Raw genomic sequence first — 20,193 nt, forward strand, 5'->3', positions numbered from 1 at the left:
TCGCGGAACGGCTCGGCCATCGACGGCCGGGCCGTTCGCGCATTCACGCCTCGGCGCGGCGACGGACGATCTCCGTGATCCAGATGGGGGCGAAGGGCGAGGTGCAGTTCGGCGGGGTCGGGTAGTCCCTGAGGACTCCGAGGCGTTCGCCGATCTCAAGGGCACGGTCGCGGAGGTCCGGGTTCTCGATGCCGATGGAGGCGAGCGTCGCGTTCATCGCCCACTGGAGGCGTTCGGGGGCGTCCTTCATCTCCGCCTCGATGGTGTCGAGGAGACCGGGCAGGTCGAGGCCTTCGGGCTTCCGGTTGACCCGTTCGGAGGTCAGCGCCCACCCCGCCGAGGCGACAGCGGGATCGGGATCGTCCATCCACCGCTGGCGCAGGGTCTCGGCGTGCGGGGACTTCTTGACGATGTAGTTGACGAGCCAGTCCTGGACCTTGGGAGTCCGGGACTCGCGCAGCATCGCATCGAGTTGCTCGGCATCGTAGGACTTCGGCCGCATGATGAGCAGCGCGACGAGGCGGGCCGCCGAATCCGCGGTCGCCCACAGCTCGACGGCGAGGTCGTCGTTCTTCTTCAGCTCCTTGGCGATGCCCCGCAGCTTGGTGAGGTTGACACCGTGATCGTCGCCATGACGCTCGTTGATCTCCCGGGCCTTGGGGTCCTCGAGTGCGTCGAGCGAAGCTCGCACGCTCTCGACCGTCGCATCGACCATGGTGCGCTCCTTCGTCGGCTGTGCGGCTGGTGTTCATGATGATAGTTCAGCCGCGAGCCCGGCCTGTGCGCCGTCAGCCTCCCCCACGGGAACGGCGCGGGCACGCGATGTCGATGACGGCGGGCACGAGCCCCCTCGCCCATGGAGTCACTGCCGGACTCAGCCGGCACTGCCCTCCCACCCGTCGCTGCCGGGCGCGGGCCCGAGGAACGGCCGGAGTTCGAGCCACTCGTTGATCGGCCTCCCCTGGTAGCCGGGGGCGGCGGAGAGTTCGGCGGCGAGCTCGAGCGCCCGGTCGTAGCTGCCGACGTCGATGGCCATCCACCCGGCAATGAGGTCCTTCGTCTCGGGGAACGGCCCGTCGGTGACCGGGGGTCTGCCCGGGCCGTCGGCGCGGACGAAGACACCCTCGGGCGAGAGCGCCTGGGAGTCGACGAACTCACCGGTCTCCCGCAGCCGGTCGGCGAAGTCGTTCATGTACTGGACGTGGGCGTCGATCTCCTCGGGCGTCCATTTGTCCATCGGCACGAAGTCGATGTAGTCGGGGTGACCGCGGTAGTGCTTGAGCATGAGGTACTTGGCCATGGTTCTCTCCTTGTTCGGCGTCGTCGGGCACTGAAGTGTGCGGGCTGACATCACTGGGTCGGAGCTGAGATCGGCTTCTCGACATCGGCGGCGAGATTCCTCTTCAGAATAGTCCGCGCCGCGGGGTTGCGGGGCGGGTGACGCTGTGGTGCGGGTGACGCTGTGGTGCGTGCGCGCCGGCCGCGCCGTCCCCGCCGACCCTCTGCCGCGAGCGCGCGGAACAGATTCGGGTGCGGCGTCGTTGTCACCAGTGCCGGCCGGTGACCGCCGCCGGCCATGACGGAGAAGCGAGGAGTGCCCCATGACCACACGCGTGCAATTCGATCGCAACGGCGACATCGACGAACTCCACACCGCCGAGGTCGAGGTCCCCGAGACCGGCCCGGGTCAGGTGAGGGTCCAGGTGCTCTACGCCGGACTCAATCCCGTCGACCTCACGATCCTCTCCGGCGGCTTCGGGCCCACGAAGGGTACCCGCGGGGTGGGAATGGACTTCTCCGGCATCGTCACCGAGGTCGGCGACGGCGTCGAGGACTTCTCCCCCGGCCAGCTCGTCTTCGGCGGCTATCCCAACCATTCACAGGCCGAGACCATCGTCATCACCGACCCCGAGAACCGCCTCGACCCGATCCCCCAGGGCCTGGGCGCCGACGTCGCCGGCGGACTCTATATCGCCGGCCGCACCGCGATCGCCGGCATCCGTGCGATCGCCCCGACCGCCGGGGAGACGGTCTTCGTCTCCGGCGCCTCGGGCGGAGTGGGCATCATCGCCGCCCAGCTCGCCCGCGGCCTCGGCGCCCACGTCATCGGCACCGCGGGCCCGGACAACGTCGAACTCCTCCGGGCGCTCGGCATCGACGCGATCGACTACCGCGACGGACTCGAGGACCGCCTGGCAGAGGCCGCCCCGAACGGCATCCAGGCCGCGTACTCGACGCGAGGTGAGGACGAGATCGAGCTGCTGCTGCGCCTCGGCGTGCCTGCCGATCGGATCAACTCGATCGCCGCGGGACCCGAGGTCGCCGAGAGGTTCGGCGTCCACACCTCCGGTGAGGCCGCAGCAGGGCGCGGGGATCTCGCGTGGCTGGGCAAGGCCATCGCCTACGGTCACGTCTATGTGCCCATCGGCGGCGTCTTCGATCTCGCCGAGGTCCAGGCCGCCTACCGCTTCCTCCGTGAGGGCCACCCAGCCGGGAAGGTCCTGCTCAAGACGGAGCCGAAGCCGTTCACCCACTCCCAGCGGGAGTTCCTCGTCGGCTGAGTCGCGCGCCTCAGCACACGATCGGGGCCCGTCCCTGCCGCACCCTCGTGCGGCCGGGGCGGGTCCCGAGCCGTCTGCCCGCATACCCGATGAGAGCTGAGGCGATCGCCACCGGCCAGAGGAAGAACGGGACGTAGCAGGTGAGGAGGAAGGCCCGCTCACCGGCGGTCATCCCGACATCCGGGGTCCAGCCGGGCACCGTCCCCGTCCACGCGAGGACGAACTTGGCGAGCACCGAGCCGATGAGGCCGAGCAGGACCGCGCTCCCGATGCCGCCGACGATGATCGGGACCAGGGGTGGGATCGTCCGCCCGCCGAGGCGGGGCACCCATCCGGGGACCACCTCTCCCCAGCGTCGGATGAGTCCGAAGCCGAGGACCGCGACGAGGACGGTGAGCACCTCGAGACCGAGGACATAGCCGATCCCCGCCGCCGACTCCCGCACCTCACCGCTGAGCCCGAACCCGACGTCGACGCCGGCGAGCATGAGGAGTCGCCAGAGCACGCTCGGCAGCGGCAGCAGGAGACTCCCCCACCCGGCGATGAGCGCCCAGCGCTGGACCGGTGCGGTGGTCACAGACGGTTTTAAATTGCTTGTTCTAAAACTCATGCTCTAAAACTAGCTATGATGAGGTGTCATGGCAAGACCCTCACGCTTCTCCGACGACGACATCCTCGACGGCGCCGCTCGCGCGCTCGCCGACCACGGACCTCGCGCGACGATCGCCGACGTCGCCCGCGCCATCGGCGGGCCCACCGGCTCGATCTACCACCGCTTCGCCTCACGCGACGACGTCTTCGCGAGACTCTGGCTGCGCTCGATCGCCCACTTCCACGAGGGCCTGCTCGCCGCGTACGCCCTGCCCGATCCGCACGAGGCGGTGACCGCCTCGGCGAGGCACGTCTCCGCCTTCTGCCGCGACCACCCGTTGGAGGCCCGCTCGATGCTCCTTCACCGGGCGTCCCGACTCGCCGCCGACGGCCCGGTCGGCGTGCGCGAGGACGCCCTCCACATCAACGACGACATCGATGCGGCGATGGAGGAGCTGCTCGTCCGCCGCTTCCCGGACCCGACCCCGCACCGGCGGGAGCTGCTGTCGATGGGCACGCGGCTCGCCCCGTACGGCATCGTCCGCCCCTTCATCGGCACTGAGGTTCCCGCCTGGGTCGATGACGCGGTCGCCGCCTCGGCAGGGGCGATCGTCGCCCTCGGGGACGGGCCGGACGGCAGCTGAACTCCGCGTCGACGACGACACCCGGGAGGACTGGGAAGACTCCTCTCACCCACCGGACTCTTCCCCTGGGAGGGAATACCCGCGCACCCCGATGGCGTTCTATGATGACAACCGGTATTGCCGAAACCCAGCGAAGGAGAACGACCATGGCAGTCTCTGACAAGACGATCGCATTCCTCCTCACCCGCGGAGTCGAGCAGGTCGAACTGACCAGCCCCCGCGCCGCACTCGACGAGGCCGGCGCAAAGACAGTGCTCATCTCCCCGTCCGAGGGCACCCTCCAGGCGATGGAGGGCGACTGGGACCACGCCGAGGTCTTCGACGTCGACGTGCCGCTCGCCGAGGCGAACGCCGCTGACTACGATGCCCTCGTCCTGCCCGGCGGCACGATCAACGCCGACACCCTGCGCACCGATGACGACGCCGTGGCGCTCGTCAAGGCGTTCTTCGACGCCGACAAGCCCGTCGCCGCGATCTGCCATGCCCCGTGGATCCTCGCCGAGGCGGGTGTCGCGAAGGGCCGGAAGCTCACATCGTTCGAGTCGACGAAGGTCGACCTCGAGAACGCGGGTGCAGACTGGACCGACGCCGAGGTGGTCGTCGACGGCAACCTCATCACCTCGCGCAACCCCGGGGATCTCGACGCCTTCAACCAGGCGATCAGCGAGAAGTTGAGCTGACCCCACACACCTGAGCGGACTCCCCGGCCCCTGCCTGATAGCCCCGGTCCGGGGAGTTCGTCTGTTCGTCATCCGGCGTCTGCCCGGAGGAATTGACACCTCGGCATAGGATCATGCCATGCGTGCTTCTTCCCCCGGGCGCAATGCGTCCGGCCTCGTGTCCTGCCTGCTCATCGCCGTGCTCCTCATCTTCTTCGGTGTCGCCTCACCGGCAGAGGCGGCCTACCCGACGAAGGGCGGGATCGGCGCGATGCACCGCTCGCTCGGAGGGGACAAGGGACGGCTGGGGCCGGCGACGGGCCCGGAGCGCTGCACGCTCAAGGACCGCGGCTGCTATCAGACCTTCCGGTCGGGCACGATCCACTGGACGAAGGCGACCGGGGCGCATGCCACCTGGGGTGCCATCCGCGCGGCCTGGCAGCGATCGGGCTGGGAGAACGGTCCGCTCGGGTACCCGACGAGCAACGAGTACAGGTCCGGCTCGCAGATCCGCCAGGACTTTCAGAACGGCCGGATCACGTGGACGAGCAGAGGCGGGGCGACAGTCGTCGTCAAGGAGGCGGCCTCGTCGACGTTCACGCTCAAGGGCTCAGGGTTCGGCCACGGCGTCGGCATGAGCCAGTACGGCGCCCAGGGCATGGCCGCCCAGGGCAAGACCGCCACCCAGATCCTCGAGCACTACTACAACCCGGCGAAGGTCACCTCGACGACGACGAACGCGAACTCGGACATCACCGTCCAGCTGCTCGCCGGTGAGAGGTCCGTGACGCTCACCCCCGCCTCGGGCAGACTGCGGGTGCGGGTCGGGAAGACGACCGCGGAGTCGAGTGGGAAGATCACCGTCGAGCGCACCTCGGCGGGCAAAGTGCGGGCCAAGGTCGGGAAGAAGTCGTACGAGGGTTCATGGCTGACCGTTGAATGGCAGGGCACCCGCTACTGGTCAGGCTCGCAGAAGACGACGGTCGCCGTGTCGAAGGCGCAGAGCGGGTCGACGGGGACGTATCGGCACGGGAAGATCGAGATCCGGCAGCTGAAGAACGCGCTCAACGTCCTCGGCGTCATGCGCACGAACAGCGAGTACCTGCCCGGCGTCGCCGAGGTGCCCGCCTCGTGGAGGGCACCCGCCCTCGAGGCGCAGGCGATCGCCGCGCGCACGTACGCCTATCGGAATCTCGGACCGCTCAAGTCGGCGTGCGCGTGCAACGTCTACGACGAGGTCACCTCCCAGCACTTCAAGGGCTGGGGGCATGAGAACGCGAAGGACAGCGGACCGTGGCGCAATGCCGTCCGCGCCACCCAGTCCGGGTCCGGGTCGACCGTGAGGAACGCGAAGGTCGTCATGTACAAGGGCGCGCTCATCGATGCCGTGTACTCGTCGTCCTCGGGTGGGAAGACGAACTCCGCCGCCGAGGTGTGGGGCAGCGACGTCCCCTACCTCCGTTCGCGCGACGACGCGGCAGCGAAATCGAAGTCCGCGGGCAATCCCAATGCGTCGTGGACGGTGCGACCCTCGCAGGCAGCGATGGCGAAGGCCTTCGGACTCCCCGACATCGCCCGCGTCGACCTCAAGCGCTCCTCCTCCGGTCTCGTCACCTCGGCGAAGGCGACGTCGACGACAGGGAAGACGGCAACGCGCACGGGTGCGGAGCTGCGCAGTGCGCTCAAGCTCAAGTCGGCGTCGTTCACGATGGGGTGACGCGCGCGGCGTCGCTCCGAGCCGCAGCCGGAGCAACCGCTCGGTTTCGATCCGCACGCGCTGGTCCGATCCATAGCGTGCGGATCGAAACCGAGCGGTTGTCGTCTCGCGCGGACATCGCGTCGGCGATATCGTGGCGGCACGAAGAAGCCCCTCACCGATGCACTACCGGTGAGGGGCTTCTTCGTGTGGCGGAGGATAGGGGATTCGAACCCCTGAGGGCGTTAACCCAACCCGCGTTCCAGGCGAGCGCCATAGGCCACTAGGCGAATCCTCCGCGGATCAGCTTATCGGAGTCGTCACCGCAATGCGAAATCGCGGCGGCGAAGTGTGAACCATCACACGACCCCCAGGTGAACGGCCCGCTCAGTCGCCGACAGCTCCCAGGTGAACGGCCCGCTCAGTCACCGACCGCGTGCAGATGCCGCCCTGTCGCCGTTCCCCGCTCAGTCGCCGACCGCATGCAGATGCCGCCCTGTCGCCGTTCCCCGCTCTGCATTCGCACGCCCCGGAACCGCCGCCCGTTCAGCCGCCGCCCGTTCCACCGCCTCGCGCGCGGCAGCCTCCCGCGCCGCCACCACCTCGGCGCGCCGCTTCTCGATGCTGCCGTCCTTGATCCACCCGTGCAGGGTCTCGAGCCGCGACCGCGTCACCGAGTCGACGGGCAGGTAGACCGAGAGGGTGAGCCGCTGGTTCTCCTGCGCGATGAGCGTCGTCATCGTGAGGTTGAGGGTGCCGACGTACGGGTTCTCGATGACCTTCGTCCGCCCCGGTCTGCGGCCGACGTTGCCGGAGTCCCAGAGCGTGCGGAACTCCTCGAACCGGCCCAGGCGTTCGAGCAGCGGTCCCCACTCGGGGTCTTCGAGCGACTCGGCGTAGGCCGCGCGCATCTTCGCCACGAGGAGGCGCTTGTGCTCGTCGAGGGGCTGGAATATCTCCGCCCATTCGGGGTTCTCGTACGCCTGGATCGCACAGTTGCGGTCGGCGGGGGCTACCTCGGCGAGGTCGGTGACGAGGTAGCGCTCGACGGGATTGAACGCCCGGATCGTGTACGTCGGGTCGGTGACCATCGCCGGCAGCGGCAGGAGCTCCTCGAGCATCGTCCGCAGCTGCTCCCCCACCTCCGAATCCCCGGGGTTCGTCACCCGATCCGGGTACCCGCCGAGGAGGAAGAGGTGCGCGCGCTCCTCCCGGTCGAGCAGCAGCGCCTCGGCGATCGCCTCGAGCACCGACTCGGAGGGATGGACCTCACGCCCCTGCTCGAGCCACGTGTACCAGCTCGTCCCGATGTTCGCGAGCACCGCGACCTCTTCGCGCCGCAGCCCGGGCACCCGCCGCCGCGGTCCCTTCGCCAGCCCGACGTCGCAGGGCCGCACGCGGTCGCGGCGCGACCGCAGGAACCGTCCCAGTTCGCTCGTCCTCTCCTGTGCCATGCTCCCCATTCTCCGCCCACTGCCCCGCCCGCATCCAGGTGGCGCGACCACCACCATGACCACGCCCTCCCACTCTGGTCACGGGCACCGAAGAATGGAAGCATGAGAATCACCCCTGGTACCGCTGAGGCAGAATCGAGCGCTCCCGTCGACGACCACACCACCCCCGCCGAGGCGACCGACCGCGCGGTCCTCTGGCCGCTCCACGTCGGAGCGTTCCTCGCCACCTACATGTTCTCCGTGTCGAACATCGCGATCCCTGCGGTCAAGGAGGCGCTCGGTGCCGGGGACTCCGCATCGGCGCTCGTCGTCGGACTCTTCTCCGCGGCCTTCGCCTCCGGTCTCATCCTCTGCGGACGCATCGGCGACCGGTTCGGACGTCGCCGCCTCTTCACGCTCGGCACCGCCGCCCTCGTCGTCATCTCCCTCGCCGTCGGCCTCGCCCCAGGGACGGCCGAACTCCTCATCGCCCGCACCGTCCAGGGGTTCGCAGCGGCCGTGATGATGCCGCAGATCCTCGCGAGCATCCAACACGCCCTCTTCGGTGCCGAGCGGCTCAAGGCGATCAGCCTCTTCGGTGCCTTCTCCGGTGTCGGCACCGTCAGCGGGCAGGTCATCGGCGGCGGCCTCATCTCCGCCTTCGGCCCGACATGGGGCTGGCGTGCGGCGTTCCTCAGCTGCGCGGTCGTCGCTCTGGCCGCCTTCCTCGGCTCACCGAATCCCGCACCCCGTCACCGGCGCCGCTCGACCTCGGCGGGGCGGTGCTGCTCGGCATCGGCATGGTCGGCCTCGTCATCGGACTCGCCCTCGGTCCCGTCACCGGCTGGGTGCCGCTGCCGGCCACCCTCCTCGTCGTCTCCGCCGCAGCGCTGGCGGCGTTCGCCGTCTGGCAGTCCGTCGCCGAGGCGCGCGGCCGCGACCCGCTCATCCCGCCGCAGGTCGTCCGCGCCCCCGCGGCGTGGGTGGGGATGCTCATGTCGTTCGTCTTCTTCGGCGGGTTCGGCACGTTCCTCTTCAACTTCGCCCTGACCAGCCAGACCGGGCACGGCGATCCCGCGTTCGTCTCGGGGATGACGCTCGGCCCCTTCGCCGCGGCGTTCCTCGCCGTCTCCCTCCTCGTCCCCCGCATCGTCAGGCGCCTGAGCGGACCGGGCGCGATGCTGCTCGGCACCGGCCTGCAGATCCTCGGCCTCCTCGGCGTCGCCGAGGTCGCCGACGCCGCCGGTCGGGATTTCAACCTGTGGTTCCAGCTGCCGGCGCTCATCCTCGGCGCCGGTCAAGCCCTCCAGTTCGGGCCCCTCGTCGGGACCGTCGTCAGCGCCGTACCCGACCGGGTGGCGGGACTGAGCGGCGGACTCATCGCGACGATGCAGCAGGCGGGCATCGCCGTCGGCGTCGCCCTCCTCGGCGCCCTCTTCCACGTCTTCACCGCCTGGTTCGGCTACGACGACGCCTTCGCACTCGCGAGCCTCACCCAGATCGTCCTCAGCCTCGTCTTCGGCGCCGGTGCCCTCGTGCTCCTGCGCGTGCAGCGGGCGGCGACGCCGGCCTGACCCGGGCCACGACGACGGCCCGATGACCTCGCCGAGGCGGGACCCGGCGGCACCGCGCCCATCCGGGTCCCGCCTCGGCGAGGGTCAGCCGCCTACGCCCGGATCGCGTCGATGATGCGCACCCGCATCGCCACGAGCGCGGGAACGAGTCCGGCGAGCGCGCCGATGCCGATCGAGACGATCATGCCGACGATGACTGCGGTGAACGGGACCTGCGGGGCGGTCATGCCCTGGAACACGGTCTCCCCGACGATCGGGGCCTTGAGGACGAGGACCGCGATGAGCACCCCGATGCCGCCGGCCAGCGTCGTCGCGACGACGCTCTCCATCATCACGGAGAAGAAGATCCGCCTGCTCGTCGCACCGAAGGAGCGGCGGATGCCGATCTCCCTGATCCTCTGCTGGATCGTCACCATGGAGATGTTGACGAGGCCGAGCATGCCCATGAAGAGGATGAGGACGCTGATGAAGAGGAGGACGTTCTTCACCGGTCCCAGGGCATCCCCGATGTCGGAGGCCATATCCGAGCGCATCGTCTCGACGCCGACTCCCGGCAGCTGTCGTTTGAGATCGGTCTCGACCTGCTTGCTCAGCTGCTTCGCGACGTCGGGCGGCAGCCACATCTCGTAGTCGGTGGGGGCGGTGACGTCGGGGCCGAACTTCTGCTCCTGGCCGTTGAGGACGTAGATCTCGCCCGCCTCGGCGTCGGGGTAGCCGCGCACCGAGCCGATGACCGTGGCCGTACCCGTCTGATGACCGGGCAGCTCGACGGTCGCCGGCAGCGCCTCGGGATCGATCCCGTACTGCTCGAGGAACGTCGTGTCGGCGACGATGGGCGGGGAGAGGTTCTCCGCGTCGCCGGCGATGAACCAGCGGCCGGTCTCGACGGTGACGCGGTGCATCACGGCGAAGTCGGGATCGACGATGTTCGCCGAGGCGGTGACCGCACCCGAGGGGCTCTGCACGCGCGTCTCCGCGTACCCCCTCGCCGAGACGTAGTCGATGCCGAAGCGCTTCTGGGTCTCGGCGAGCACCGTGGCGATCCGCTCGGTCTCCGCCGGCGTGGCCTGACCCGATGAGGTGAGCGTGTACGTGTACGTCGCCTCCCGACCGCTCTGCTTCTCGAAGTCGTCGGCGAGGCCCTTCTGCATCATGTCGCCGAAGCCGACGACGAGGGTGAGGCCGCAGACGGCGACGCCGACGCCGATGAGGGACATGAGGACCCGGACCTTGTGGACGCGCAGCTCCTGCCACGCCTCGACGATCGAGGCGGCGAATGCTGAGATCATCGTGAACCTCCCACCAGCGACTCTGCGGTCGCACCTGCGGTGATCGGATGAAGCGCCCCGCGGTGGAGCGAGTACCGCCTGGTGGCCATGTTCGCGATGCTGAGGTCGTGGGTGATCGTCACGAGAGCGGCTCCCGACTCCCGGGTGATCCCGTCGAGGAGGGCCATGACGTGCTGACCGGTATCGACGTCGAGAGCGCCGGTGGGTTCGTCGGCGAGGACGATCTTCGGTGAACGCACGAGTGCTCGGGCAATCGCGACCCGCTGCTGTTCGCCGCCGGAGAGGCGGTTGGGCTTCGAGTCGAGGCGGTCGCCGAGGCCGAGGCGATCGAGCATCTCCGAAGCGATCCGCCGCCGGTTCCGGAACTCCCTGCCGGTGCCGTACATGAGCGGTGCTTCGACGTTCTCGACCGCCGAGCGGCCGGGCAGGAGGTTGAATTGCTGGAAGACGAAGCCGACGTCGCGTCCGCGGATCTTCGCCGCCCGGTTGCGGGGAATCGAGTGGACGGGCACCCCTTCGAACTCCATCTCCCCGCCGGTCGGGGCATCGAGGAGGCCGAGGATGTTGAGCAGGGTCGACTTTCCGGTGCCGGAGCGGCCGACGATGCCGATGTGCTCTCCGGAGCTCGCGGTGAAGTTGATGTCGGCGAGGATCGTCAGGAGTCTCCCCTCGCCGATGGGCACGGTTCTCGCGACGTGGCGCAGGGCCAGCAGTGGCACCTCAGCCATCAGAAGTCGAACTCCTCGCCGGACATGTCACCCGACATGTCGCCCTCGTCCTGGGGTTCGGTGCCGGGGACGAACTCGGAGATCTCCTCCCCCTCCTCGAGCCCGGACTTCACCTCGACCATCGCCCCGTCGTTGAGGCCGATCTCGATCGCCCGCTCCGTGGGCTGTCCGTCGTCGCCGATGACCCACACGGTGCCTGTGTCGGTGAGTCCGCGCACCGCGGTGACGGGGACGACGATGACGTCGGAGGCCTCCCCCGCCTCGACGGTCATCGTGAGATCGAGACCGTTGAAGACGGTCTGCTTCTCCGGGATCGCGCAGATGAGCTGGGGTCCGTCACCGGCCGTCGCCGAGGTGTCGGTGCCCGGGTCCTCGGCCGCCGGGTCGGACTCGCCGCCGCTGCCGTCGGCCTTCGGCGCCGGCTTGACCGCGGCCCCCTGGTCGAGGCGCAGCGCCGTGCAGTCGAAGGGCTCGGGTCCGTCGGTGATCGTGATCGACGCGGTCTCCGGCAGCTTCGGCACGCGGTAGAGGTCGACCGCGGGAATCGACGCCTGCGCGGTGAAGGAGTCCTTGAGCAGCTGCGTCACCTCGGTCTCGGCGGTGACCGTGTCGCCCTTGTCGACGGCGAAGTCGCCGACCGTGCCGTCGGCGGGAGCGACGACCGTGTGGTACTTCGGCTTCGGCGGGGCCGCGGGCGCCGCAGCTCCGTCCCCGGTTCCACCGTCCTGAGTTCCACCGTCCTCGGACGGTGCTGACGGTTCGCCCTCGCTTCTCACCTGGAACAGCTCTGCACCTTCGAGCACCTCGGCGCCGGGTTCGACGAAGAAGTGGTTGACGGTGCCCTCCCGTCCCGCCTTGACCGCGGTCGGGCTGTCGACGGCGATCGCACCCTTGAGTTCGAGGGTGTTGGCGATCGACCCGCGTTCGGCGACGACCGAGGAACCGACCGGCTGACCGCTCGCCGAGGCGGCATCGAACCCGTCCTCCGGCGCCGGCTTGAACGCGATCCACGCGAGCATCGCCGCGATGACGACGAGGACGAGAAGAAACGCACTGGGCAGGATGACACGGCGGAAGATCTGCATGATTCCTTGGGGGTTCGGGGAGCGGACACTCCACCCTATGCAGGGGGTCAGCACGATTCGGTCGCGTTCGCGTCACGAGGCCATAACACTGTGGTCTCGATCCGCAGGTGGGCGGCTTTCCCCACCGTCACAGCAGGGAGATCCCCTCGTCGTCGGCGGGGAGAACCCGACCACCTCGGCGGACCCCCGGTCCACGCGGGCGGAGCAGCCGCCGACCGCCCCGGCGAAAAAAGATCCGGGAAGGTGTCGATCCGGCATACGCTTGTTCGACGCAGTGCATGAGAGGGTCCCGCCCGGGATCCTCCGACACCCCTGACACAGGAGTCATCATGAAGTACATGCTCATCATGCGCACCGTCGACCAGGCCGCCGTGGACGCGTTCGAAAAGGCCGACTTCAACGAGATCATCGCCGCCATGGGCGCCTACAACGAGCAGATGGTCAACGCCGGAGTCCTCGCCGATGGGGCCGGACTCACCGACGCCTCCGAGGGCGCGGTCGTCGACTTCGGCGAGGACGATCCCGTCGTCACCGACGGCCCCTACGGCGAGTTGCGGGAGCTGTTCAACGGCTTCTGGATCCTCGAGGTGCCCTCGCAGGAGGAGGCGATCGAATGGGCCAAGCGGGCTCCGCTCGGGGTCGGATCCCAGATCGAGATCCGTCGGGTGACCGGTCCCGAGGACTTCCCGCAGGACAACGAATGGATCCAGAAGGAGCAGGAATGGATCGCCGAGGGGAAGGTCGGCGGGACATCGTGACCCCGACCGGCCCCGGTCATCCGGACCCCGCCGAGGCGGTGGCCCGGGTGATCGCGGCGACGTGGCGGATCGAGGGGGCGAAGATCGTCGCCTCCCTCACCCGCCACGTCGGCGATTTCGGGTTCGCCGAGGATCTTGCGCAGGAGGCGCTGTCCGAGGCCCTGGCAGCGTGGCCGGAGTCCGGGGTGCCGGCGAATCCCGCCGGATGGCTGATGATCGTGGCGAAGCGACGTGCGATCGACGCGTGGCGGCGGCGTGAGCGCTTCGATGAGCGCATCGCAGCACTCGGGCGCAGCCTCGAGGATGAGCAGGTCTCGGGTTCGGACGCACTGCCCTGGGATCCCGATGCCATCGACGACGACGTCCTCCGGCTCGTCTTCATCTCCTGTCATCCCGTCCTGCGCCGGGAGGCTCAGCTCGCGCTCACTCTGCGCGTCGTCGGGGGCCTGACCAGCGAGGAGATCGCCCGCGCCTTCCTCGTCCCGGTCTCTACGATCCAGCAGCGCATCGTCCGGGCGAAGAAGGCGCTCGCCGCGGCCGATGTCCCCTTCGCACTCCCACCCGCCGACGAGTGGCCGGCCCGACTTTCCGCCGTCCTCTCCGTCCTCTACCTCCTCTTCTCCGAAGGGCATGTCGCGACCGCGGGCCGGGACTGGATGCGACCGGAGCTCTCGATGGACGCGCTGCGGCTGACCCGCATCACCGCGGGCCTCCTCCCCCGCGAACCCGAGGTCCACGGACTCGTCGCCCTCATGGCGTTCACCGCGGCCCGCTTCCCCGCCAGGCTCGGGCCGGGGCGTGAGCCGGTGCTGCTCGCCGATCAGGACCGGTCCCGGTGGGACCGGTCGCTCATCCGCCTCGGCGAGGCTTCGCTGACAACGGCGCTGGGGCTGCGCGAGCGGCGAGGTTCCTACACGGTGCAGGCTCAGATCGCCGGCGTCCACTCCTCGGCCCGCCGCTTCGCCGACACCGACTGGGTGCGCATCGCCGCTCTCTACGCCGACCTCGAGGCGCTCGCGCCCTCGCCGGTGACGAGGCTCAACCGGATCATCGCGATCGCCGAGGCCGACGGTCCGGCCGCGGGCCTGCGCCTCCTTGACGACAGCGGGATCGCCGATGAGCTCGCCCGCTTCCACCTCGTCCCCAGCGTCCGCGGCGAGCTTCTCGCGAGGCTCGGCCGGGACGCCGAGGCGGTTGCGGAGTTCACACGGGCCGCGGAGCTGGCGACGAATGAGCGCGAGCGTGAGGTGCTGCGTGGGAAGGCCCGGCGGCTCGGTGGGGCAGATGCCGCAGTCGTCGATGCGCAGGGGTGAGCGCCGGCTCACCGCGCAGTCGTGAGCGACCTCGCACCCGCTCATTTTGTCCCCCGGCGTCGCTCTCGCCTAGACTGGTCGATGGCTCCCCGTGCGGCGTCATCTTGTGAACTCCCCCAGGGCCGGAAGGCAGCAAGGGTAAGCGAGCTCTGGCGGGTGCACGGGGAGTCCTCTTTGCCCAGATCACGATTCGGCAACTCCCTCTCCGACTGATTCCCCAGGTCAGAGCCGATCCGCCGGCCGCATCCATGAGCGCGAGACAACATCCGTCATAGTTTCGAGATGTGGCTTTCCTAGCATTGTGCGTGCTCCCCGCTCCCGTCCTGCGAACGAGGTCCCCGATTTGTCACGTCTGAAATCCACCGGAGCAGTCGCCGCTGTCTCAGCACTGGCGCTGCTGGCCGCCTGCACTCCGACGAATTCCGATCCCGATGCCACCCGGAAGGACTCCGCCACCACCGAGGCCTCCCCCGCCCCGACCTTCCGCGTCGGTGCCGTCGACGACACCGAAACGTCTGAGGGGACCGACGCCGAGGCGACCGAGAGTCCCAGCGCGACCGCAGACCCCAGCCAGGCACCGACCGGTGAGACCGTCGCGTCGGGATCGTCCGTCGACGTCAAGGCGGGCAAGCGGATCAGTCTGAGCGTCGAGGGCGCCACCCTCAAGGACGTGACGATCACCGACACCGACCACCCGCGCGTCAGCGCCGATCCCGGAACGTTCTTCGACGAGGCGGGCACCGTCATCGAGGCCGAGGATCCCGCCGACGACGCGACGGTCCCCGCGCCCGACGGGTCTGCGTCGTGGGTCTCGGAGTTCGACCTCGTCGCCTCGAGCACCTACGAGGTCACGGCCACCGCGACGACCCCGGACGGGAAGGACCACGACTTCACCGCCTCGGCGACGGTCGATGACTCCGACGGCGATCCGATGGCGGTGCGCACCGTCCTCTCCGACGACCAGACCGTGGGGGTCGCCGCCCCGATCATCCTCAGCTTCGGATCGACCGTGGAGAAGAAGTACCGCGACGACGTCGAGCACCGTCTCAGCGTCGATGTCACGGACATGGACGGGAAGAAGCGCGAGGTCGAGGGCTCGTGGGCGTGGCTGCCCGACGATCCGCAGTCGCGCCTGCACTTCCGCCCCAAGGAGTACTGGCCGGCGCATTCGAAGGTCTCCGTCGACGCGCCGCTGAAGAACGTGCCCACCGCGAAGGGGCGGGTCGGTGAGAACGACCTCACTCTCGACTTCGAGATCGGGCGGGAGCAGATCACCGAGGCGAGCGCGAAGACCCACCGCATGGTCGTCACCCGCGACGGCAAGGAAGTCATGGACTTCCCGACCTCGCTCGGATCGGCGAAGGCACCGTCGTACAACGGCGTCCACGTCGTCATGTCGAAGCACTCGGACTACACGATGACCTCGGCCCGGTGGGGGTACACGACCCCGGTGAAGTGGGCCGTGCGCATCCACAACAACGGCGAGTTCGTCCATGCGGCACCGTGGTCGGCGGGTGTGCAGGGCTCGCAGAACGTCTCCCACGGCTGCATCAACCTCACGACGAAGCGCGCGAAGGAGTACTACGACTCCGCGATCTACGGCGACCCCGTCATCGTCAAGGACTCCTCGGTCGACCTCTCGACCGAGGACAGCGACATCTCGGACTGGGTCTACGACTGGGAGGACTGGAAGAAGATGAGCGCGCTGAGCTGATGACGACGCGACCGCACGACGACGGGGACTTCCGCGTCGAGTTCGCCGTCCGCTTCGGCACACTGTGGGCGATGTCGGGGGCCTCGGCGCTCGAAGGTCGCATCGCCGGCTACCTGCTCCTCGACTCCTCCGGCGGGGTGAGCGCCGCCGAGCTCTCAGACACGCTCGGCATCAGCACGGGCACGGTGTCGACGGCGACGAGGCGCCTCATCGACGCAGGCTTCGTCCGCCGGGTCCGACGGCCGGGTTCGCGGGCGGACGGATTCGTCATGGACGCCGACGTGTGGGCGGGCTTCCTCGAACGCGAGTACGCCTACCTCCGCGCTCAGCGCGAACTCGCCACGGCCGCGCTCATGCACGTCGACCCGGGCACGGATGCCCATGCCCGGGTGACGAACATGCACGACTACATGTCCTGGCTCATCGACGACGTGGACCTTGCCGCCGCGTGGTCACGCCACAGGGAGCGCCTGCGCCGCAACCGGGAGTGAGCTCAGCCCTACCTGTCGAGCTTCTTCACGGCCTCGTCGATCATCGGCACGTAGCGCTCGAGCGCCCAGGGCACTGTGAGCGGATTGATGATCGAGGACCCGGTGACGAACGGCTGGTCCTCGGGTGCGACGACGGCGCCGGCCTTGATCGCCGGAATGTTCGCGTAGACGCCCTGCGACTCGATCTCCTTCCGGTTCTTCTCGTCGGAGTAGAAGGTGAAGATGAGGTCGGAGTCGTTCAGCTTGTCGGCGTTCTCGAGGCCGATGAGCGCGGAGTCAGTGCCCGGGGCGTCGTACTCCTTGCGCAGATCCTCGATGACCGGGTCGGGCGTGAGGCCGAGCGCGGAGACCATCGCGACGCGCTGCTCCTGCGGGTAGAAGACGCCGAGCGTACCGGGTCCGGAGTTGTAGATGAAGGAGAAGGTGAGGTCCTTGTACTCCTCGCGCTTGGCGTCGTCGAGCTGCTTCTTCACGTCATCGACGAGCTTCTTCGACTCGTCCTCCTGACCGAGCGCCTTGCCGATCGTCGTGATCTGCTCGTCCCACTTGATCGTCCACGGCTGCTCAGGGTAGGCGACGGTCGGAGCGATCTGATCGAGCTGTTTGTACTGCTCGGGGGTGATGCCCGACCACGGCGCGAGGATGACGTCGGGAGCGAGTTCGGCGATCTTCTCGACGTCGAGTTCGGTATCGCCCTGGAACTGCTCGGGCAGCTCGTCGCCGCGTTCCTGGACCGCCTCGTAGATCCACGGCATGTAGCCCGTGTCGTCGCTGCCCCACGCGTACTCCTCCATCCCGACGGGGGTCTTGCCCAGGGCGATCGCCGTCTCCGTCGACCCCTGGCCGAGGGTGACGACGCGTTCGGGCTCCGATTCGATGACCGCCTTGCCGAGGGCGTGCTCGATCGTCACCGGGGTGAAGTCGCCGGAGCCCGAGGACTCCTCGGTCGGCGTATCCGGGCTGCAGGCGCTCGCGGTGAGTGCGAGCGCGATGATCGTGCCTGCGGCGATGGTGCGACGCACGAAGTTGAGCGACATCCCTGCCCTTTCGTCGGGGTGACCGGAACCCGGCCGGAACTTTGACAAGGACAGCCTAACTTAACTTTTCAGAAGTTTTGAAATCTCGCCTCTGCTCACAGCGGAAAGGCTCGCTCCCCGTGCCCGCCCGCTCTAGGCTCACAGCATGAGAGCATCCCCGCCCCCGCCGCGGCTGTGGCGTCAGGCCCTGGGCCGCGTCGTCCGTGTGCGTCGGACCGAACTCGGCCTCACTCTCGCCGAGGTGTCCCGCCGTTCCGGAGTCTCGACCCAATACCTCTCGGAGATCGAACGCGGCCTCAAGGACCCGTCGTCGGAGGTCATCGAGGCGATCGCCGACGTCCTCGGTCTCGCCCTGCCCCAGGTCCTCGTCCTCGCCGCCGCCGACACCGAACAGGGATCCCTGCAGCTCGCGAACCTGGGCGCCCTCGCGTCGGCGCCGGGCCCACACCTCCGCGGCCCCGCGCGGACGGCGGACTTCCGCCCGACCGGCCAGGCGATGCTCGCCCTCGCCGCCTGAGCGTCGCGCACGCCCGCCGTTGGGCGGTCCGGGCGAGCGCCGTCGTCAGACGATCTGATCGACGAGGCCGAACGCCTTCGCCGCCTCGGCGTCGAGGACGAGATCCCGGTCGAGGTCGGCGTGGATCTGCTCAGGGCTGCGCCCGGTGTCAGCAGCGAGCATCCCCTCGACCTCACGGCGCTGCCTGACGATCTCGTCGGCGGCGACGATGAGGTCGGGAATCGTCCCCCGCGCCCCCTCGGCGTGGGGTTGACGCAGCACGACCCGCGCGTGGGCGAGCATCGACCGCTGTCCGGGCTCTCCCCCGGCGAGCAGCACCGCGGCATCCGCGACGGCCTGCCCCACGCACGTCGTGGCCACAGGCGATCCGACGTGGCGCATCGCATCGTAGACGGCGGTCATTGCGGTGAGCGAGCCGCCCGGGGAGTTGATGTACATATGAATCGGCAGCTCGTGGCTCGAGGAGTCGAGGTGGAGGAGCTGGGCGATGACCGTGTTCGCGACCCCGTCGTCGATCGGGACGCCGAGGTAGATGATCCGATTGCCGAGCAGGTGCGAGTAGACGTCGACGATCCTCTCGCTCCCACCCGAGCGGTCGATGACGTGGGGAATCGTGTACTGGCTCATGACCGGACCCCCACCTTGCTCAGCCCGAACGGTCGCCCGGTCCCCATCGGGGCGAAGAGATCGGACGGGGAGTCGACGATCCGGTCGATGAGACCGTACCTCAGGGCCGCCTCGGCGGAGAACCACCGGTCACGGAGGGAATCGGCGAAGATCCGGTCGTAGTCCTGGCCCGTCGCCTCGGCGATCCGGGTGAGGACGGAGTCGCGGACCGCGCGGAGGTCGCTGCCCTGGAGCTCGATGTCGGCGGCCGCACCCCCGATCCCCGACGATCCCTGGTGGAGGAGGATGCGGGCGTGGGGCAGGGCGAGCCGTTTCCCGGGGGTGCCGAGGGTGAGGACGAACTGCCCCGCCGAGGCGGCCCACCCGAACGCGACCGTGACGACATCGTTGGGCAGGGTCGCGATGACGTCGGCGATCGCATGCATCATCGGCACCGAACCGCCCGGGGAGTTGATCCAGAGGAAGATGTCGGCGTCGGGATCCTCTGCGGAGAGCAGGGTGAGGCGGGAGACGATCTCCATGCCGTTGTCGTCGCGGAGTTCGCCGTTGAATACGACGGAGCGGTACGCGTAGAGCATCCGGTGGGATTCGGGGACGGTGGTCGCGGTGGGGCTCTCGTCATCGGTCCAGGCCGGCGGAGCAGTGTGTGTGGACATGTGCCCACCCTGGCACCGGCCGGACCCTGGCGGAATGCGTTTCTGCCGTGAGCGGCGCGGCACTGCTGTGAGCAGACGGCGCTGCCGTGAGGCGACGATGACGGAGTCTGAGCTGCGCGGTTCCGTCAGGTCCGGGTGATAGCATCGAAGCCCAACGATGAGTGAGAGGCGGGTGCGATGCTGAGTCTGTGGATGGCGATCCAGCTCATCGTCGTCGTGCTCAGCGCCGATCTTGACGCGGTCCTTCCGCAGTCCCCGGCGCATCTTCTCGTCCTCGTCCTCCTCGGCGCCGCTCTCCTCTCCCCCGCCGGAGCCTGGGTGAGCAGCGCCCTCGTCCGGGTCCTCTCCCTGGCCCCGCACGGTCCGTGGCGACGCCGCGAACCCGGCCTCGTCCGTGACGTCCTCCTCCCGGAGGCCCCGGGCACTCCCGGCACGTCTTTGGCCAGAGCCCCCTCGTTCGTCCTTCGCGCTCACGCCTGAACGACGACCCTGCCGGAGAGTACTCACGCAGACATGCCGCCGGCCGCTGATCGTGCCGCCGGTCGCTGACTTCGCATCGGAGCCGCTTGCTCGTGTGCGATCAGCAGCGGCGAGACCGGCGAACGGGCTGACTGGCTCTCTCGGCTCGGCCCGTGCGGACATGTCGCTCCGTCGCTGACCGACTGCTGGCCGACCGCGTCTCTGCCTCCGGCAACGCCTCTCTGCCTGGGCCGGCTCCGCGGACGCACCCGTCCCGCCCTGCAGAACTCACTCGAGGATCTCCGGTCCACGACCGCAGCCGGGTCGGGGCTCGCCTCTCTCGAGGTCACTGCCCCGTCAT

Annotated in this window: 21 protein-coding genes, 1 tRNA gene, 1 other RNA gene and 1 pseudogene; 13 read left to right on the top strand and 11 right to left on the bottom strand. The window is 69.0% G+C overall.

The annotated features are described in order from the left end of the window. Positions 1–43: 43 nt before the first annotated feature. On the bottom strand, positions 44–715 hold the full coding sequence (locus BC102111_RS08915) for a DNA alkylation repair protein (protein ID WP_101624115.1): 672 nt from the start codon (positions 713–715) through the stop codon (positions 44–46). Between the two features lie 159 nt (positions 716–874). Beyond that, positions 875–1,300: a YciI family protein gene (locus tag BC102111_RS08920; protein WP_101624116.1), complete on the bottom strand. Its 426-nt coding sequence runs from the start codon at positions 1,298–1,300 to the stop codon at positions 875–877. 301 nt (positions 1,301–1,601) lie between these two features. On the opposite strand from BC102111_RS08920, the gene BC102111_RS08925 reads away from it, so the two are divergent. Beyond that, the gene (locus BC102111_RS08925) at positions 1,602–2,561 is read left to right on the top strand and encodes an NADP-dependent oxidoreductase (RefSeq protein WP_101624117.1); all 960 of its coding nucleotides are present in this window, start codon (positions 1,602–1,604) and stop codon (positions 2,559–2,561) included. Between the two features lie 10 nt (positions 2,562–2,571). Here the strand turns inward: BC102111_RS08925 and BC102111_RS08930 are convergent, their stop codons facing one another. Then, on the bottom strand, positions 2,572–3,138 hold the full coding sequence (locus tag BC102111_RS08930; RefSeq protein ID WP_101624118.1) for a hypothetical protein: 567 nt from the start codon (positions 3,136–3,138) through the stop codon (positions 2,572–2,574). A gap of 61 nt (positions 3,139–3,199) precedes the next feature. On the opposite strand from BC102111_RS08930, the gene BC102111_RS08935 reads away from it, so the two are divergent. From BC102111_RS08935 to BC102111_RS08945, 3 genes are all read left to right on the top strand, one after another. Further along, a complete protein-coding gene (locus BC102111_RS08935) occupies positions 3,200–3,796 on the top strand; it encodes a TetR/AcrR family transcriptional regulator (RefSeq protein WP_101624119.1) in 597 nt (198 codons plus the stop codon). Positions 3,797–3,942: 146 nt separating this feature from the next. Beyond that, the gene (locus BC102111_RS08940) at positions 3,943–4,476 is read left to right on the top strand and encodes a type 1 glutamine amidotransferase domain-containing protein (RefSeq protein WP_101624120.1); all 534 of its coding nucleotides are present in this window, start codon (positions 3,943–3,945) and stop codon (positions 4,474–4,476) included. Positions 4,477–4,594: 118 nt separating this feature from the next. Beyond that, on the top strand, positions 4,595–6,172 hold the full coding sequence (locus tag BC102111_RS08945) for a SpoIID/LytB domain-containing protein (protein ID WP_101624121.1): 1,578 nt from the start codon (positions 4,595–4,597) through the stop codon (positions 6,170–6,172). A 189-nt stretch (positions 6,173–6,361) separates the two neighbouring features. On the opposite strand, the gene BC102111_RS08950 is transcribed toward BC102111_RS08945, so the two are convergent. After that, positions 6,362–6,449: transfer RNA gene (locus tag BC102111_RS08950), tRNA-Ser, on the bottom strand. Positions 6,450–6,618: 169 nt separating this feature from the next. Then, the gene (locus tag BC102111_RS08955; protein WP_176472464.1) at positions 6,619–7,605 is read right to left on the bottom strand and encodes a helix-turn-helix transcriptional regulator; all 987 of its coding nucleotides are present in this window, start codon (positions 7,603–7,605) and stop codon (positions 6,619–6,621) included. A 102-nt stretch (positions 7,606–7,707) separates the two neighbouring features. On the opposite strand from BC102111_RS08955, the pseudogene BC102111_RS18005 reads away from it, so the two are divergent. Both BC102111_RS18005 and BC102111_RS08965 read left to right on the top strand, forming a co-directional pair. Then, positions 7,708–8,304: pseudogene (locus BC102111_RS18005) on the top strand (MFS transporter); the annotation flags it as partial. Positions 8,305–8,384: 80 nt separating this feature from the next. Beyond that, positions 8,385–9,158: an MFS transporter gene (locus BC102111_RS08965; protein ID WP_232252562.1), complete on the top strand. Its 774-nt coding sequence runs from the start codon at positions 8,385–8,387 to the stop codon at positions 9,156–9,158. A 92-nt stretch (positions 9,159–9,250) separates the two neighbouring features. Here the strand turns inward: BC102111_RS08965 and BC102111_RS08970 are convergent, their stop codons facing one another. Genes BC102111_RS08970 through BC102111_RS08980 form a run of 3 tightly spaced genes read right to left on the bottom strand, consistent with a single transcriptional unit; the run spans position 9,251 to position 12,260 of the window. Next, positions 9,251–10,447, bottom strand: a complete 1,197-nt coding sequence (locus BC102111_RS08970; RefSeq protein ID WP_095376063.1) for an ABC transporter permease — start codon at positions 10,445–10,447, stop codon at positions 9,251–9,253. Then, a complete protein-coding gene (locus BC102111_RS08975) occupies positions 10,444–11,175 on the bottom strand; it encodes an ABC transporter ATP-binding protein (RefSeq protein ID WP_176472465.1) in 732 nt (243 codons plus the stop codon). Before BC102111_RS08975 ends, BC102111_RS08970 begins: the two co-directional genes overlap by 4 nt. Continuing rightward, positions 11,175–12,260, bottom strand: coding sequence for an efflux RND transporter periplasmic adaptor subunit (locus BC102111_RS08980; RefSeq protein WP_095376064.1), 1,086 nt, complete (start codon positions 12,258–12,260; stop codon positions 11,175–11,177). The genes BC102111_RS08975 and BC102111_RS08980 overlap by 1 nt, the downstream gene beginning before the upstream one ends. 329 nt (positions 12,261–12,589) lie before the next feature. On the opposite strand from BC102111_RS08980, the gene BC102111_RS08985 reads away from it, so the two are divergent. The 5 genes from BC102111_RS08985 to BC102111_RS09005 all read left to right on the top strand — a co-directional run bounded on the left by BC102111_RS08985 (position 12,590) and on the right by BC102111_RS09005 (position 16,536). After that, entirely contained in the window at positions 12,590–13,018 is a 429-nt protein-coding gene (locus tag BC102111_RS08985) for a YciI family protein (RefSeq protein WP_063249865.1), read from the top strand. Continuing rightward, positions 12,982–14,331 carry an RNA polymerase sigma factor gene (locus BC102111_RS08990; protein ID WP_095376065.1) on the top strand — a complete coding sequence of 450 codons (1,350 nt, stop codon included), beginning with the start codon at positions 12,982–12,984 and terminating at the stop codon, positions 14,329–14,331. The genes BC102111_RS08985 and BC102111_RS08990 overlap by 37 nt, the downstream gene beginning before the upstream one ends. A gap of 80 nt (positions 14,332–14,411) precedes the next feature. After that, an RNA gene (gene ffs, locus BC102111_RS08995) (signal recognition particle sRNA small type) lies at positions 14,412–14,507 on the top strand. A 167-nt stretch (positions 14,508–14,674) separates the two neighbouring features. Then, on the top strand, positions 14,675–16,045 hold the full coding sequence (locus BC102111_RS09000) for a L,D-transpeptidase (protein ID WP_101624124.1): 1,371 nt from the start codon (positions 14,675–14,677) through the stop codon (positions 16,043–16,045). Then, positions 16,045–16,536, top strand: coding sequence for a GbsR/MarR family transcriptional regulator (locus tag BC102111_RS09005; protein WP_101624125.1), 492 nt, complete (start codon positions 16,045–16,047; stop codon positions 16,534–16,536). Before BC102111_RS09000 ends, BC102111_RS09005 begins: the two co-directional genes overlap by 1 nt. 8 nt (positions 16,537–16,544) lie before the next feature. Here the strand turns inward: BC102111_RS09005 and BC102111_RS09010 are convergent, their stop codons facing one another. After that, positions 16,545–17,573: an iron-siderophore ABC transporter substrate-binding protein gene (locus BC102111_RS09010; protein ID WP_095376068.1), complete on the bottom strand. Its 1,029-nt coding sequence runs from the start codon at positions 17,571–17,573 to the stop codon at positions 16,545–16,547. Positions 17,574–17,718: 145 nt separating this feature from the next. Between BC102111_RS09010 and BC102111_RS09015 the strand changes: the two genes are divergently transcribed. After that, on the top strand, positions 17,719–18,090 hold the full coding sequence (locus tag BC102111_RS09015) for a helix-turn-helix domain-containing protein (protein WP_101624126.1): 372 nt from the start codon (positions 17,719–17,721) through the stop codon (positions 18,088–18,090). 45 nt (positions 18,091–18,135) lie between these two features. On the opposite strand, the gene BC102111_RS09020 is transcribed toward BC102111_RS09015, so the two are convergent. Together BC102111_RS09020 and BC102111_RS09025 are read right to left on the bottom strand one after the other, a co-directional pair. Beyond that, positions 18,136–18,717: a ClpP family protease gene (locus BC102111_RS09020; RefSeq protein ID WP_101624127.1), complete on the bottom strand. Its 582-nt coding sequence runs from the start codon at positions 18,715–18,717 to the stop codon at positions 18,136–18,138. Beyond that, positions 18,714–19,373: a ClpP family protease gene (locus tag BC102111_RS09025; protein ID WP_101624128.1), complete on the bottom strand. Its 660-nt coding sequence runs from the start codon at positions 19,371–19,373 to the stop codon at positions 18,714–18,716. Before BC102111_RS09025 ends, BC102111_RS09020 begins: the two co-directional genes overlap by 4 nt. A 177-nt stretch (positions 19,374–19,550) precedes the next feature. Between BC102111_RS09025 and BC102111_RS09030 the strand changes: the two genes are divergently transcribed. Beyond that, on the top strand, positions 19,551–19,853 hold the full coding sequence (locus BC102111_RS09030; RefSeq protein WP_009378058.1) for a hypothetical protein: 303 nt from the start codon (positions 19,551–19,553) through the stop codon (positions 19,851–19,853). The last annotated feature ends 340 nt before the right edge of the window (positions 19,854–20,193 follow it).

It is taken from the genome of Brevibacterium casei CIP 102111 (assembly GCF_900169275.1).
Lineage (GTDB): Bacteria > Actinomycetota > Actinomycetes > Actinomycetales > Brevibacteriaceae > Brevibacterium > Brevibacterium casei.